The 12,940-nt window shown below is 70.0% G+C and carries 13 protein-coding genes; 9 read left to right on the top strand and 4 right to left on the bottom strand.

The window, feature by feature from the left end:
* Positions 1 to 19: 19 nt before the first annotated feature.
* A complete protein-coding gene (locus FBZ83_RS05485) occupies positions 20 to 763 on the bottom strand; it encodes a sulfite exporter TauE/SafE family protein (protein ID WP_145681426.1) in 744 nt (247 codons plus the stop codon).
* Between the two features lie 108 nt (positions 764 to 871).
* Entirely contained in the window at positions 872 to 1,753 is an 882-nt protein-coding gene (locus FBZ83_RS05480) for a c-type cytochrome (protein WP_145681425.1), read from the bottom strand.
* Between the two features lie 197 nt (positions 1,754 to 1,950).
* On the opposite strand from FBZ83_RS05480, the gene FBZ83_RS05475 reads away from it, so the two are divergent.
* The 9 genes from FBZ83_RS05475 (at position 1,951) to FBZ83_RS05435 (ending at position 11,207) form a co-directional block, all read left to right on the top strand.
* Entirely contained in the window at positions 1,951 to 3,231 is a 1,281-nt protein-coding gene (locus FBZ83_RS05475; protein WP_145681424.1) for a glutamate-5-semialdehyde dehydrogenase, read from the top strand.
* Positions 3,232 to 3,348: 117 nt separating this feature from the next.
* Entirely contained in the window at positions 3,349 to 3,966 is a 618-nt protein-coding gene (locus FBZ83_RS05470; RefSeq protein WP_145681423.1) for a nicotinate-nucleotide adenylyltransferase, read from the top strand.
* Positions 3,963 to 4,403 (top strand): ribosome silencing factor, encoded by a 441-nt coding sequence (gene rsfS / locus FBZ83_RS05465; protein ID WP_014239450.1) that lies wholly within the window; start codon positions 3,963 to 3,965, stop codon positions 4,401 to 4,403. Before FBZ83_RS05470 ends, rsfS begins: the two co-directional genes overlap by 4 nt.
* A 41-nt stretch (positions 4,404 to 4,444) precedes the next feature.
* Positions 4,445 to 4,903 (top strand): 23S rRNA (pseudouridine(1915)-N(3))-methyltransferase RlmH, encoded by a 459-nt coding sequence (gene rlmH / locus FBZ83_RS05460; RefSeq protein WP_145681422.1) that lies wholly within the window; start codon positions 4,445 to 4,447, stop codon positions 4,901 to 4,903.
* A gap of 145 nt (positions 4,904 to 5,048) precedes the next feature.
* Complete coding sequence (gene gpmI, locus FBZ83_RS05455; protein ID WP_145681421.1) at positions 5,049 to 6,614, top strand: 2,3-bisphosphoglycerate-independent phosphoglycerate mutase; 1,566 nt, start codon at positions 5,049 to 5,051, stop codon at positions 6,612 to 6,614.
* Between the two features lie 14 nt (positions 6,615 to 6,628).
* On the top strand, positions 6,629 to 8,008 hold the full coding sequence (locus FBZ83_RS05450; RefSeq protein ID WP_145681420.1) for a murein hydrolase activator EnvC family protein: 1,380 nt from the start codon (positions 6,629 to 6,631) through the stop codon (positions 8,006 to 8,008).
* Positions 8,009 to 9,439 (top strand): S41 family peptidase, encoded by a 1,431-nt coding sequence (locus FBZ83_RS05445; protein ID WP_145681419.1) that lies wholly within the window; start codon positions 8,009 to 8,011, stop codon positions 9,437 to 9,439.
* A gap of 17 nt (positions 9,440 to 9,456) precedes the next feature.
* On the top strand, positions 9,457 to 10,704 hold the full coding sequence (locus FBZ83_RS05440) for a divergent polysaccharide deacetylase family protein (protein WP_145681418.1): 1,248 nt from the start codon (positions 9,457 to 9,459) through the stop codon (positions 10,702 to 10,704).
* Positions 10,705 to 10,709: 5 nt separating this feature from the next.
* Positions 10,710 to 11,207: an RNA pyrophosphohydrolase gene (locus FBZ83_RS05435; RefSeq protein WP_145681417.1), complete on the top strand. Its 498-nt coding sequence runs from the start codon at positions 10,710 to 10,712 to the stop codon at positions 11,205 to 11,207.
* Positions 11,208 to 11,432: 225 nt separating this feature from the next.
* Here FBZ83_RS05435 and FBZ83_RS05430 read toward each other — a convergent pair whose 3' ends face one another.
* Together FBZ83_RS05430 and FBZ83_RS05425 are read right to left on the bottom strand one after the other, a co-directional pair.
* Positions 11,433 to 12,251 carry an acyl-ACP desaturase gene (locus tag FBZ83_RS05430; RefSeq protein ID WP_145681416.1) on the bottom strand — a complete coding sequence of 273 codons (819 nt, stop codon included), beginning with the start codon at positions 12,249 to 12,251 and terminating at the stop codon, positions 11,433 to 11,435.
* A 196-nt stretch (positions 12,252 to 12,447) separates the two neighbouring features.
* On the bottom strand, positions 12,448 to 12,864 hold the full coding sequence (locus FBZ83_RS05425) for a F0F1 ATP synthase subunit epsilon (protein WP_145681415.1): 417 nt from the start codon (positions 12,862 to 12,864) through the stop codon (positions 12,448 to 12,450).
* Positions 12,865 to 12,940 lie beyond the last annotated feature (76 nt).

Genomic DNA, 12,940 nt, shown 5'->3' with positions numbered 1-12,940 from the left:
CGCCGCTCCCTGGGGCGCCTCAGCCCTTCACGACGAAGAAATAGACCGTCATCGCCACGCCCACCAGGATCACGAACTTGCGCAGGACCGGCGGCGGGATGTGGCGGGCGACGGCGGCCCCGGCGTAGCCGCCGGCCATGGCGGCGACCAGCATGATCAGCGCCTCGTTCCAATAGACCGCGCCACCGAAGACGAAGGCCACCACCGCGACCGCGTTCAGGCAGCCGGACACCAGCGCCTTCAGCCCGTTCATCGCGTGCAGGTCGGTCAGGCCGAAGACGCCCAGCGTCGCCAGGATCAGGATGCCGATCCCCCCGCCGAAATAGCCGCCGTAGATGGCGATGAAGAACTGCACGATCAGCACGGTGCTGTGGCCGACTTTGAAGTTGCGGCGGATGTAGGCCGACACCTTCGGGCCGAAGGCGAACAGCACCGTCGCGAACAGCAGCAGCCAGGGAATCACCGCCTCGAACACCCGCTGCGGCGTCCACAGCAGGAGCAGCGCGCCCAGCAGCCCGCCGACCAGGCTGACGCCGAGGAAGGCCGGCAGGCTGACCTCCTTGATCCGCCCCAGCTCTCGCCGGTAGCCGTAGGCGCTGGCCAGCGCGCCCGGCGACACCGCCACCGTGCTGGTCGCGTTGGCGTTCAGCGGCGGCACGCCGGCCATGATCAGCGCCGGAAAGGTCAGGAAGCTGCCGCCACCGGCCACGGCGTTGAGCACGCCCGCGAAGAAGGCGGAGACGATCAGCAGCAGGGTCAGCATGGGGCCACGGTCCGGCGGGTGGAAAAAACCCGCGGACTATGCCCTCTCGGCAAAGCTTACGGTACTGCGTTTTCGGCGGTGCGGTATTTCACGCACGGCCGGTGGGGTCTAGCGGGCCGGGGGAAGCGTACGCAGGTAGGCGACCAGGGCGCCCAACTCGCCATCGCTCATGGACTTGTAATAGTGATAGCCCATGGGCGGGCTCAGCCGGTGGCCGTCGGGACGTACACCCTCGGTGATGGCCCGGCGGATCTCCGCGTCGGTCCAGCCGCCCAGCCCGTGCTCCTTGTCCTGCGTGATGTTGCGGGAGACGGCGTTGCCCCACGGCCCGGCGAAGTTCCGCCCGCCGGCCCCCATGCGGGTCGTGTCGAGCCGCCCGTCCGGCAGCATCGGCGTGTGGCATTCCATGCAGTGGCCGAGCGGACCGGCCATGTACGCGCCGTACGTCACCGGGTCTGTACGCGGCACATCCGCCACCGACCCGACCGGTGGTCCGTAGGCGGCGGGCAGCGCCATGCGGTACTCGGACTTCGGGACAGAATGCCGCACCGGCGGCACGCTGCGCAGATAGGCGACGATGGCGCGCAGGTCGCCGTCCGACAGGCCGCGGTAGAAGCCGAAGGGCATCGGCGGCCCGATCAGGCTGCCGTCTGGCCTCTTGCCCTCGCGAATGGCGGTGACCAGCTGCTCGTCGGTCCAGCGCCCGATCCCCGTCTCCGGGTCCGGCGTGATGTTGGAGGCGTAGGCGGTGAAGGGCTCCTCGACGAAGGGCGTCCCGCCGGCCAGCTCCCGTCCCGCGACCGGACCGCCGGGTCCCTGCGGGGTGTGGCAGTTGCCGCAGGCGACGATGCCGTTGACCAGGGCACGCCCCCGCTCCACCGGTGATTCCGACGGCGTTTCGGCCCTAGCGGTCGCGATCATGGCGGTCGCGATCATGCCGGACAGCATCAGGCACGCGGCGACGCTGCCGCGGCGGACAAGCCGGACCATGGAGTTCTCCCCCTCACCGATGACGCAGAGGGCCACGCTACGCCGGCAATCGACCGTGGCCCAGGCGGATTGTTGAGTAGGCCGATCAGCAATTCGGCTTAGCCGCCATGGCTTTCGCGGCGGCGCGGGATGGGCTATGGTTTCCGCCCTTTTCAACCGGCCGATGCCGCTTGGCGAACGCCACTGGAGTGAGACCGATGTCCGCCCTGCTTGAGACCACCGACGCCTTGCACGATCAGATGCTCGCCCTCGGCCGCGCCGCCCGCGCCGCCGCGGCGGAGCTGGCGACCGTGCCAAGCCCGTCGAAGGATCAGGCCTTGCGGGCCGCGGCCGCCGCGATCCGCGCCCGCAAGGCGGAGATCCAGGCGGCCAACGATGCGGACGTCGCCGCCGCCCGGGAGCGCGGCCTCGCCGGTCCCATGATCGAGCGCTTGGCCCTCAACGACGCCCGCCTCGAGGCGATGGCCAAGGGGCTGGAGGACATCGCCGACTTCCCCGATCCCATCGGCGGCGTCATCGCCGAATGGACCCGCCCCAACGGGCTGGCCATCCAGCGCGTGCGCGTGCCGCTGGGGGTGATCGGCATCATCTACGAAAGCCGCCCCAACGTGACCGCCGACGCCGGCGGCCTCTGCCTGAAGTCGGGCAACGCGGCGATCCTGCGCGGCGGGTCGGAGAGCATCCGCTCGTCCCGCGCCATCGCCGCCTGCCTGGCCGACGGCTTGCGCGCCGCCGGGCTGCCGGAAGCGGCGGTCCAGCTCGTCCCGACCACGGACCGGGCGGCGGTCGGCCATATGCTGACCATGCGCGACTGCATCGACGTGATCGTCCCGCGCGGCGGCAAGTCGCTGATCCAGCGCATCGCCGAGGAGAGCCGCATCCCGGTCATCAAGCATCTGGACGGCAACAACACCGTGTACGTCGACGCCGGGGCCGACCCGGAGAAGGCGCGCAAGGTGGTGATGAACGCCAAGATGCGCCGCACCTCGATCTGCGGCGCCGCCGAGACGCTGCTGGTCGACCGCCGGATCGCCGACGCCATGCTGCCGGTGCTGGTGAAGGACCTGCTGGACGCCGGCTGCGCCGTCCGTGGCGACGACGCCGCCCAGGCGGTCGATCCGCGCGTGACGGCGGTGACGGCGGAGGATTGGGACACCGAGTATCTCGACGCCATCATCGCCTGCGGCGTGGTGGACGGGGTGGACGGGGCGATCGACCACATCAACCGCCACGGCTCCCACCACACCGACGCCATCGTGACCGAGGACCCGGCGGCGGCGGAGCGCTTCCTGCAGCGCATCGACAGCGGCATCGTGTTGTGGAACGCCAGCACCCAGTTCGCCGACGGCGGCGAGTTCGGCATGGGTGCGGAGATCGGCATCTCCACCGACAAGTTCCACGCCCGCGGCCCGGTGGGGGCGGAGCAGCTGACCAGCTACAAGTATGTCGTGCGCGGCGATGGTCAGACGCGGCCGTGAGGTTCAAGTCCCTGGAGCTTACGTCTGCCCCCTCCCCGACCCTCCCCCGCCTTCGGCGAGGGAGGGGGATTGATTCCCTCCCCTGCGAAGCGGGGGAGGGTTAGGGAGGGGGCAAGCATGTCGCCACCCCCCCACCGCTACGCCGGCCCGCTCCACGCCGGCCTGCGCGTCGGGCTGCTCGGCGGGTCCTTCAACCCGGCCCACGCCGGGCACCGGCACATCAGCCTGTACGCGCTGAAGGCGCTGGGCCTCGATCAGGTGTGGTGGCTGGTCAGCCCGCAGAACCCGCTGAAGCCGGTGCACGGCATGGCGCCGCTCGCCGAGCGGCTGGAGGAGGCCCGGCGCACCGCCCGCCATCCGGCCATCCGGGTCACCGCCATCGAGCAAGAGCTTGGCACCCGCTACACCGCCGACACGCTGGCCAAGCTCACGCTCCGCTTCCCCAAAACGCGCTTCGTCTGGCTGATGGGGGCGGACAATCTTCGGCAAATCCCCCGCTGGCGGCATTGGACGCGCATCTTCCGGCTGGTGCCGGTTGCAGTTCTCGCCCGTCCAACTTATTCTATGGGGGCGCTTGGTGGCATAGCCGCTCAGCGCTATGCCCGTCGCCGGGTGAGCATGCACAAGGCCAAGGGGTTGGCCGGTTCGAAAACACCGGCCTGGATTTTCCTCCGCAACCCGCTGCATCCGGCTTCGGCGACGGCGATCCGCCGGGCACGCGCCAGCGGGTCGTGACCCTGTATCGCGAGGTAGGTACCATCAACACGTTCATCGAACCGGCCGCGCCCGTTGTGCGGCCCGCGCCCGTTCCCGTTCCCCAGCCGGACGAACTGAAGGCGCTCGTCGAGAAGTCCCTGGACGACGATCAGGCCGAAGACGTCGTCGTCATCGACCTTGCCGGCAAGACCAGCATCGCCGACTACATGATCGTGGCGTCGGGCCGCAACACCCGGCACATCGCCGCCATGGCCATGAAGCTGGCCGACCGCATGAAGCAGGCCGGTCTGCGCGGCGTCGAGGTCGAGGGCCTGAACCAGTGCGACTGGGTTCTGGTCGACGCCGGGGACGTCATCATCCACCTGTTCCGCCCGGAAGTCCGGACCTTCTACAACATCGAGAAGATGTGGGGTCTGGAGACGCCGCGGCCCTCCGCCGAGCGCATGAGCGCCTGACGGACACCATTCAGGACGGGTGACGAACGGGAGTCGGACCGATGCGTCTGTGGCTTGCCGCGGTTGGGCGGTCACGGACCGGTCCGGCGCGCGACCTGTATGACGAGTACGCCGGCCGCCTGTCCTGGCCGCTGACTCTGCGCGAGGTCGAGGTGAAGAAGCGCCTCGCCTCCGACGAGTTGAAGCGGCAGGAGGCGGAGCTGCTTCTGGCCGCCATCCCCGCCGGGGCCATCGTCGTGGCCCTGGACGAGCGCGGCAAGACCATCACCAGCGAAGCCTTCGCCGCGAAGATCGGCGGCTGGCGGGACCAGGGGGCGGGCGACATCGCCTTTCTCATCGGCGGGGCCGACGGCCACGGCGACGCCGTGCGGGCGCGCGCCGATTTGCTTTTGGCCTTGGGCGCCATGACATGGCCGCATATGCTGGTGCGAGGCATGTTGGCGGAGCAAATCTACCGTGCCCAGCAAATTCTGGCCGGACACCCCTATCACCGTGCATGACTCCCATTGTGCGCGTGCGCAGGCATGCCATTTTCTGATCCGGCCCAAGGCGATGCGCGCGTAAAAGGCATCAGCCACAAGAAACCGCGTCAGACAGTTCGACCGAGACCCGCAACCCGACCGTGACAGGCGTATGAGGACCGTGATGACCGAGACCAATCGTCCCCGACCCGTAGTGCTGTGCATCCTGGATGGCTGGGGCTACCGCGAGGAGCGCGAGGACAACGCCATCGCGCAGGGCAACACGCCCAACTGGGACCGGCTGTGGTCGTCGGAGCCCCGCGCCTTCCTGGAGGCCAGCGAGGAGGAGGTCGGGTTGCCCAAGGGCCAGATGGGCAACTCCGAGGTCGGTCACATGAATCTGGGCGCCGGCCGCGTCGTCCGCCAGGATCTGGTGATGATCGACCACGCCATCGTCGAGGGGGAGCTGGAGCGCAACGCCGCGCTGAACGACCTCGCCAAGACGCTGCTGGCCTCGGGCGGGCGCTGCCACATCCTGGGCCTGCTGTCGCCGGGCGGCGTCCATTCGCACCAGGACCACATCGCGGCGCTGGCCGGCGTGCTGGCCCATGAGGGCGTCCCGGTCGAGATCCACGCCTTCACCGACGGCCGCGACGTGCCGCCGCAGAGCGCCAAGGACCAGATGGCCGAATTCATGGCCGACGTCCACGCCCTGCCCGGCGTCAACGTCGCCACGGTCAGCGGTCGCTACTATGCCATGGACCGCGACAAGCGCTGGGACCGCGTCGCCAAGGCCTACGCCGCGTTGGTCAGCGCCGAGGGCGTGACGGCGGCCGATCCGATCCAGGCGATCGAGCAGAGCTACGCCGCCGGCACTCACGACGAGTTCATCCTGCCGACCGTCATCGACGGCTACGCCGGCATGAAGGACGGCGACGCCATCCTGATGGCGAACTTCCGCGCCGACCGCGCCCGCGAGATCCTGGCCGCCTTCGTCGACCCGGCCTTCGACGGGTTCGAGCGCGCCTCGGTCCCGAAGCTGGCCGCCGCCGTCGGTATGGTCGAGTACTCGTCCACACTCGCCAAGCTGATGACGACCATCTTTCCGCCGAAATCCTTGACCAAGGTGCTGGGCGAAGTGGTCAGCGAGGCCGGATTGACCCAGTTGCGCATCGCCGAGACGGAAAAGTACCCGCACGTCACCTTCTTCTTCAACGGTGGCGAGGAGCGCGTGTACCCCGGCGAGGACCGCATCCTGGTGCCGTCGCCGAAGGTCGCCACCTACGATCTCCAGCCGGAGATGTCCGCCGCCGAGGTGACCGACAAGGTCGTCGCCGCCGTGGACAGCGGGAAGTACGATCTGGTGGTCATCAACTACGCCAACCCCGACATGGTCGGCCACAGCGGCATCCTGTCCGCCGCCATCAAGGCGGTCGAGGCGGTGGACGTCAGCCTGGGCCGGCTGGAGGCCGCAGTGCGCGCCCAGGGCGGCGTGATGCTGGTCACCGCCGACCACGGCAACTGCGAGCTGATGAGGGACCCGCAGACCAACGGCCCGCACACCGCCCACACGCTGGACAAGGTGCCGCTGGTGCTGGTGAACGGCCCCGCCGGGGTGTCGGCGATCCGCAGCGGGCGTCTGGCCGACATCGCCCCGACGCTGCTCGATCTGATGAAGCTGCCGCAGCCGGCCGAGATGACCGGCAAGAGCCTGATCGACCGCGCCAGCGCGCGGGCCGCCGCGGAATAAGGCGGAATTGGAGCATGGGCGCAGGGCGCGATCATCCGGCGGGTGTTGCTCTGCTCCCCCTCCCCGTCTCCCGTCCGCAAGGCGCCGGGCGGGAGCGGGCGTTTTCCTGGCGGCCGGCCCTGCTGACCGCCACCCTTCTCGTCCTCTCCACCACCGCCGCGGCGCAGACCGAGTCCCCCGGCCAGACGCTGAAGCGGGTGGAGCAGGATCTCCAGTCGGACAAGGCCCTGCAACGGCAGCTCGACCGCCAGTCCCAGACGCTCCAGAAGGAATTGGACGAGCTGCGCGACCGGCTGGTTGGCCTCGCCGACCAGGAGCGGGCGCAGGAGGACGAACTCGCCCATCTCGAAGAGTCCCTGACCGCCCTGGAGACGCAGGAGCGCAATCAGGCCGAGAAGCTGGAGGGCGAGCGGCAGCAGATCGCCGCCCTGCTCGCCGCCCTGCAGCGCGTCGCCCGCATCCCGCCGGAAGCGGCGCTGGCCCGCCCGGACGGGCCGGTGGACACGCTGCGCTCCGCCCTGCTGCTGCGCGACACGGTGCCGGCCCTGCGCGCCCGCGCCGACGCGCTGGCCCAGGCGCTGACCCGGCTGGCCGAGACGCGCGAGACGCTGCAGGCCCAGCGCACCCGCACCTACGCCGCCCGCCTCACCCTGATCGACCGCCAGAAGGAGATCGGCCAGTTCGTCGCCCGGCGCGAGGAGCTGTCGCGCCAGACCGAGGAGGAACGGCAGCAGGTCGCCCAGCGCACCGCCCGCCTGACCGGTCAGGCCGCCGACCTGCGCCAGCTGATGGACCGCATCGAGGCCGAACGCCGCGCCGCCGCCGCCATGGCGGCCAAGCGCGAGGCCGAGCGGCTGGAGGCGGAGCGCCGCGACGCCGAACGCCGCCTCGCCGAGCAGAAGGCCGCGGAGCAGAGGGCGGCCGAGCAGAAGCTCGCGGAGCAGAGGGCCGCAGACCAGAGGGCCAGGGCCGAGACGGAAACCGCCCGCGCCGCGCCCAGCGCGCCCGCCGGGGAACGCCTGCCGGTGGGCGGCCGGGTGACCGTCCGCTACGGCGAGGCCGACCGCTACGGCGCGACCAGCCGGGGCGTCACCATCCAGGCCCGCGCCGGTTCGACGGTGGTGTCACCGCAGGCCGGAACGATCGTCTTCGCCGGTCCGTTCCGCGGCTATGGCCAAATCTTGATCGTGGAACACAGCCACGGATATCATAGTCTCATCGCTGGATTTGGCCGCATCGACACGGCCGTCGGACGGCGCGTGGCCACGGGGGAACCCATCGGCCTGATGCCCGCCGACGGGTCACCCGATCTTTACTTCGAGCTTCGACGTCACGGACAGCCGATCAATCCACAGCGCGGTTTCGGCGCCCCGGAGGGGAAAGGACAAGGGTAGATGAGGATAGTCAAGCGTGCCGCCACCGCCGCGGCCCTGGTGTTTCTGGGGGCCGGCGTCGCCACCGTCACCGCGCAGGTGAACAGCACCGGCAACAGTTCCGAGACCTACCGCCAGCTCAACCTGTTCGGCGACGTCTTCGAGCGCGTGCGCGCCGAGTATGTCGAGTCGACGACGGACGAGCAACTCATCGAGTCCGCCATCAACGGCATGCTCACCTCGCTCGACCCGCACTCCAGCTATCTGAACCGCAAGAGCTTCCAGGACATGCAGGTTCAGACCCGCGGCGAGTTCGGCGGGCTGGGCATCGAGGTGACGATGGAGAACGGCCTGATCAAGGTCGTGTCGCCCATCGACGAGACTCCGGCCTTCCGCGCCGGGCTGCAGCCGGGCGACCTGATCATCCAGCTCAACGGCGAGGCCGTGATGGGCCTGTCGCTGAACGAGGCGGTGGAGAAGATGCGCGGCCCGGTGGGCAGCGACATCAAGGTCACCGTGCGCCGCGGCGAAGCCGGCGAACCGTTCGAGGTCACGCTGACCCGCGCCGTCATCAAGGTGCAGTCGGTCCGCTACCGCACCGAGGGCGACATCGGCTACGTCCGCATCACCAGCTTCAACGAGCAGACGCAGCAGGGGCTGGAGAAGGCCATCGCCTCGATCCAGCAGCAGCTCGGCGACAAGCTCAAGGGCTACGTCCTCGACCTGCGCAACAACCCCGGCGGCCTGCTCGACCAAGCGGTCTCGGTCTCCGACACCTTCCTGGAGAAGGGGGAGATCGTCTCCACCCGCGGCCGCAAGGCCGAGGAGGGCACGCGCTACAACGCCAAGCCCGGCGACCTCGCCAAGGGCCTGCCGATCGTGGTGCTGGTCAACGGCGGCTCGGCCTCGGCCTCGGAAATCGTCGCCGGCGCGCTGCAGGATCACAAGCGGGCGCTCGTCCTCGGCACCCAGTCCTTCGGCAAGGGGTCGGTCCAGACGATCATCCCGCTGCCCGGCCACGGCGCCATGCGCCTGACCACGGCGCGCTACTACACGCCGTCGGGCAAGTCGATCCAGGCCCTGGGCATCACCCCGGACATCGAGGTGCACCCGGCCCGCGTCGAGGAGACCGACCAGGGTCTGATCCGCCGCCGCGAGAGCGACCTGCGCGGCGCGCTGCGCAACCCGGACGCCCCCCGTCCGGCGACCACCCAGCCGGCCCCGGCGCCGGGCGCCAGCAACGCTCCGGCCCCCGGTGCGGCTCCAGGCGCGGCCCCGGGCGCGGCCCCCGCGCCGGGTGCGACGCCGGCTCCCGCCAACGGCAACGCCCCGGCGGCGCCGTCCGCGGAGAATGGCGAGGGCGCGCCCAACCAGCCGCCCTTCGACTACCAGCTGGCCCGCGCGCTCGACCTGCTGCGGGGCGTCGCCCTGTTCCAGGCCCGCGCGCACTGAGAGGAGGGACCGGGTCCGTGAACGCTGCCGCCCTGCTGGGCCGCCTGAAGCCCGCGAAACGGGAACGTTCCGGACCCGGCCTGCTGGCCCGCCTCCGGCGCCGCAAGGCCGGTGGCGATTCCGACGACGCGCCGCGCGCGCGCAAGGAGCGCCGCCCGCTGTCGCCCCTCGCCAAACGGCTGCTCGGCGCCTACGCCGTGCTGGCCCTCGGGCTGGGCGGGCTGGCCGGCTGGCTGGTGATGAACGCAGAGCACACCACCGAGGCGTGGCGGGCCGCCATTCCCAGCGTCGAGGTGGCGGTGAAGGGCGCCCAGCCCCCGGCCGTGCCGGCGGCACCGCCCGCCACGGCGGCGGCGGTTCCCGTCCAGCCCGCACCCGCCACGCCCACAGCGGCGCCCGCCCCGCCGCCCGCCGCCGCGCCTCCCCCGCCGCCGCTTGCCGTGGCCGTGAACGAGCCGGTCACCTTGACCCCAGCGCCGGTCCCCGGCCTGGTCGAGGACTCGCGCAACGGGCCGCTGCCGCGCATCGCCGAAGACGGGCGCAAGCCCTGGCAGGTCTACGCCCGCCCCTTCCCTGCCGCCGACCGGCGCCCGCGCATCGCCATCGTGCTGGCCGAGATGGGCATCTCCGGCGTGACCACCGGCAACGCCCTGCAGAAGCTGCCGCCGACGATCACGCTGGCCTTCGTCCCCTACGCCGAGCGGCTGGACAACTGGGTCGAGCGCGCCCGCAGCAAGGGGCACGAGGTGATGCTCTCCATCCCCATGGAGCCGCAGGACTACCCGCGCAACGACCCGGGCCCCAACGCCCTGCTCAGCATGCTGCCGCCCGAGCGCAACATGGAGCGGCTGGAATGGTCGCTGGGCAAGGCCGTCGGCTATGTCGGCATCACCAGCACCACGGGCAGCAAATTCACCGCCAACCCTGACGCGGTGACCCCGGTCGTCGCGGCGATGAAGGCGCGCGGCCTGATGGTGCTGGACGCCCGCGCCAACCCGCGCAGCGTCGCCGGCACCCTAGCGGGCGAGGCGGGGGTGCCGCGGGCCTTCGCCGACCGGGTGATCGACCGCGACCTGTCGCGCGGCGCCATCGACGACCAGCTCGCCGAGCTGGAGACCATCGCCAAGACCAATGGGGCCGCGGTGGGAATCGGCGCGCCCTATCCCAGCACCATCGAACGGATCAACCTGTGGCTCACCGGGCTGGCCGACCGTGGCATCGCCATCGTGCCGGTCTCCGCCGTGGCCAACATGCAGAAGCAATAAGGCGCATGAGCAAGAAGCCCATCGACCGCGAAGCCCTCCCCTACCGCCCCTGCGTGGGCGTGATGCTGCTGAACGACCGCGGGCAGGTCTTCGTGGCCCGGCGCTGCGACAGCAAGGACGCCTGGCAGATGCCCCAGGGCGGCATCGACGAGGGCGAGGGCGTGCATGAGGCCGCCTTGCGCGAGCTGAAGGAAGAGATCGGCACCGACAAGGCCGAGATCCTCGGCGAGACGGCGGAAAAACTGCGCTACGACCTGCCCGACCATCTGATCGGCAAGGTCTGGAAGGGCCGTTGGCGCGGTCAGGAGCAGGTCTGGCTGGCCGCCCGCTTCACCGGCACGGACGCCGACATCGACCTCGCCACGGAGCACCCGGAGTTCGACGCCTGGAAATGGGTCGACTCTGACGACTTGGCCGGCCTGATCGTGCCCTTCAAGCGCCCGGTCTACGAATCGGTCCTTGCGGAGTTCGCCCCGATCATTGCGGCGCTGCGGCGGGGCTGATTTTACAAGAATTGCATTTGAAGTCCCCTCTCCCCTCCGCTCTCGCGCAAACTTCGTTTGCGCTGACGCGACAGGCGGACCTTCGGTCCGCCGAAAGCGGGGAGAGGGTTAGGGTGAGGGGGTTGCGCTTGTGCCGGACGTACCGCCTCGCGCATCCCCCTCACCGCCCGCTTCGCGGGCACCCTCTCCCCGGAGGGGACAGGGCCACAGTTGAGGCCCGACCGTTCAGGCCACCTTGGCCAGCCGCTTGGCGCGGCTCTCGATCAGCCACCAGGCGCCGCGCGCGGCGACGCTGTAAAAGCGGGTGTGCGGCTTCAGCCCGCAGGCCTTGAAGACCATCGCCACCGCGCGGTCGACGTGCTTGGGCCGGTAGCGGCCGTAGGCGCGGCGCATGTAGGCCTGATTGTAGGTCTTGTGCGCGTAGGGCTCGCCCTCCGGCGCGTTGGCCGCGTAGTAGGCGTAGGCCAGTTCGTCGTCCTCCGACTCGCCGATGCGCGACAGCGCGACCTTGAGGCGCTGGAACTTGTTGAGCTGCTCCAGCTCCAGATACTTCTTCGTGTAGGTGTAGAAGAGCTTGAAGTGGCGCAGCTCGTCGGCGGCGATGTTCTTGCAGATCAGCTTGAGGACCGGTTCGTCCGTCGAGTCGCCGATGGCCGCGTAATAGCTGCTGGTGCCGGTCTCGACCATGCAGCGGGCGATCATCTCGCCGGTGCGCGAGCCGCGGACCGAGGCGTCGAGGTCGATCGGCACCTTGTAGCCGGCGCGGAACCGCTCGACGGCCCGGTCGAAGTCGAAGGTCGGATCGACCAGCTCCGCCCACTTGCCGAGCGCGCGGCCGTGCTGGACCTCCTCGACCGCCCAGCCGTGGGCGACCTCCTGGAACTCGGGATCGTCGTGGAAGACGTTGCAGAGATAGGCCGTGTAGTCGTCGGCGTTGAACTCCACCAGGGCCGCCGCCTTGATGAGCGGAACGAGATCGGGATCGACCTTGCTGTGGTCCAGCTGATCCCAGGGAAGCTCTTCGTATTTCCAGTGCAACGCCACACTCCACTCCCGCTGCGGCCGCCGTTCCGGGCCGGTTGTTCGACGCTCTGACGGAGAATAGGACGATAAAAACAAAAACGCCTCGACGGACGGGCCGGGAGGCGTTCGATCCCCTAGGGGACACTATGTATGGCTGCGATGGCGCAATGCAACGGAAACGGCCCGGCCGGCGCTTACCGGCGGGCCGCGGCCGCTGTCAGTGCGTGGTGGTCGCGCCGGTCGCGTCGAGCTTGGCGCGGGCGATGGCGATCTTCGCCTCCACGCGGGCCTTCTCGTCGTCGGACTTGGCGTCTTCCAGATCCTCGCCCAGGTCGCGGATCTGCTGCTCGACCTTGGCGCGGTCGATCTCGGCGACCGCGATGGCCTCCTCGGCCAGGACGGTGCAGCGGGTCTCGGTCACCTCGGCGAAGCCGCCGGCGACGAACACCCGGTCGACCACGCGGTCGGCCTCGTAGACGTCGATCACGCCCGGACGGACGGTCGAAATCATCGGCGAGTGGCCGGCAAGGACGCCGAAGTCACCTTCCGAACCCGGCACCACGACCATGTCGACGGGCTGCGAGGTCAGCAGCTTCTCCGGAGAGACCAGCTCGAATTCGACTTTATCGGCCATGGGTTTCCTGGTGCCTCTTCATAAGAACCCCCTCCCCCGCGCGGGCGGAGGAGAGGGTTAGCCTCGTTACCGAACC

The sequence above is a fragment of the Azospirillum brasilense genome (assembly GCF_007827815.1).
Lineage (GTDB): Bacteria > Pseudomonadota > Alphaproteobacteria > Azospirillales > Azospirillaceae > Azospirillum > Azospirillum brasilense_C.
The sequence above is the reverse complement of the archived record's forward strand: the minus strand, read 5'-3'. Positions and strand labels throughout refer to the sequence as shown.

Coding starts and splice junctions, on each gene's coding strand:
- FBZ83_RS05485 (WP_145681426.1), bottom strand. CDS start 763: ATGCTGACCCTGCTGCTGATCGTCTCCGCCTTCTTCGCGGGCGTGCTC.
- FBZ83_RS05480 (WP_145681425.1), bottom strand. CDS start 1,753: ATGGTCCGGCTTGTCCGCCGCGGCAGCGTCGCCGCGTGCCTGATGCTG.
- FBZ83_RS05475 (WP_145681424.1), top strand. CDS start 1,951: ATGTCCGCCCTGCTTGAGACCACCGACGCCTTGCACGATCAGATGCTC.
- FBZ83_RS05470 (WP_145681423.1), top strand. CDS start 3,349: ATGTCGCCACCCCCCCACCGCTACGCCGGCCCGCTCCACGCCGGCCTG.
- rlmH (WP_145681422.1), top strand. CDS start 4,445: ATGCGTCTGTGGCTTGCCGCGGTTGGGCGGTCACGGACCGGTCCGGCG.
- gpmI (WP_145681421.1), top strand. CDS start 5,049: ATGACCGAGACCAATCGTCCCCGACCCGTAGTGCTGTGCATCCTGGAT.
- FBZ83_RS05450 (WP_145681420.1), top strand. CDS start 6,629: ATGGGCGCAGGGCGCGATCATCCGGCGGGTGTTGCTCTGCTCCCCCTC.
- FBZ83_RS05445 (WP_145681419.1), top strand. CDS start 8,009: ATGAGGATAGTCAAGCGTGCCGCCACCGCCGCGGCCCTGGTGTTTCTG.
- FBZ83_RS05435 (WP_145681417.1), top strand. CDS start 10,710: ATGAGCAAGAAGCCCATCGACCGCGAAGCCCTCCCCTACCGCCCCTGC.
- FBZ83_RS05425 (WP_145681415.1), bottom strand. CDS start 12,864: ATGGCCGATAAAGTCGAATTCGAGCTGGTCTCTCCGGAGAAGCTGCTG.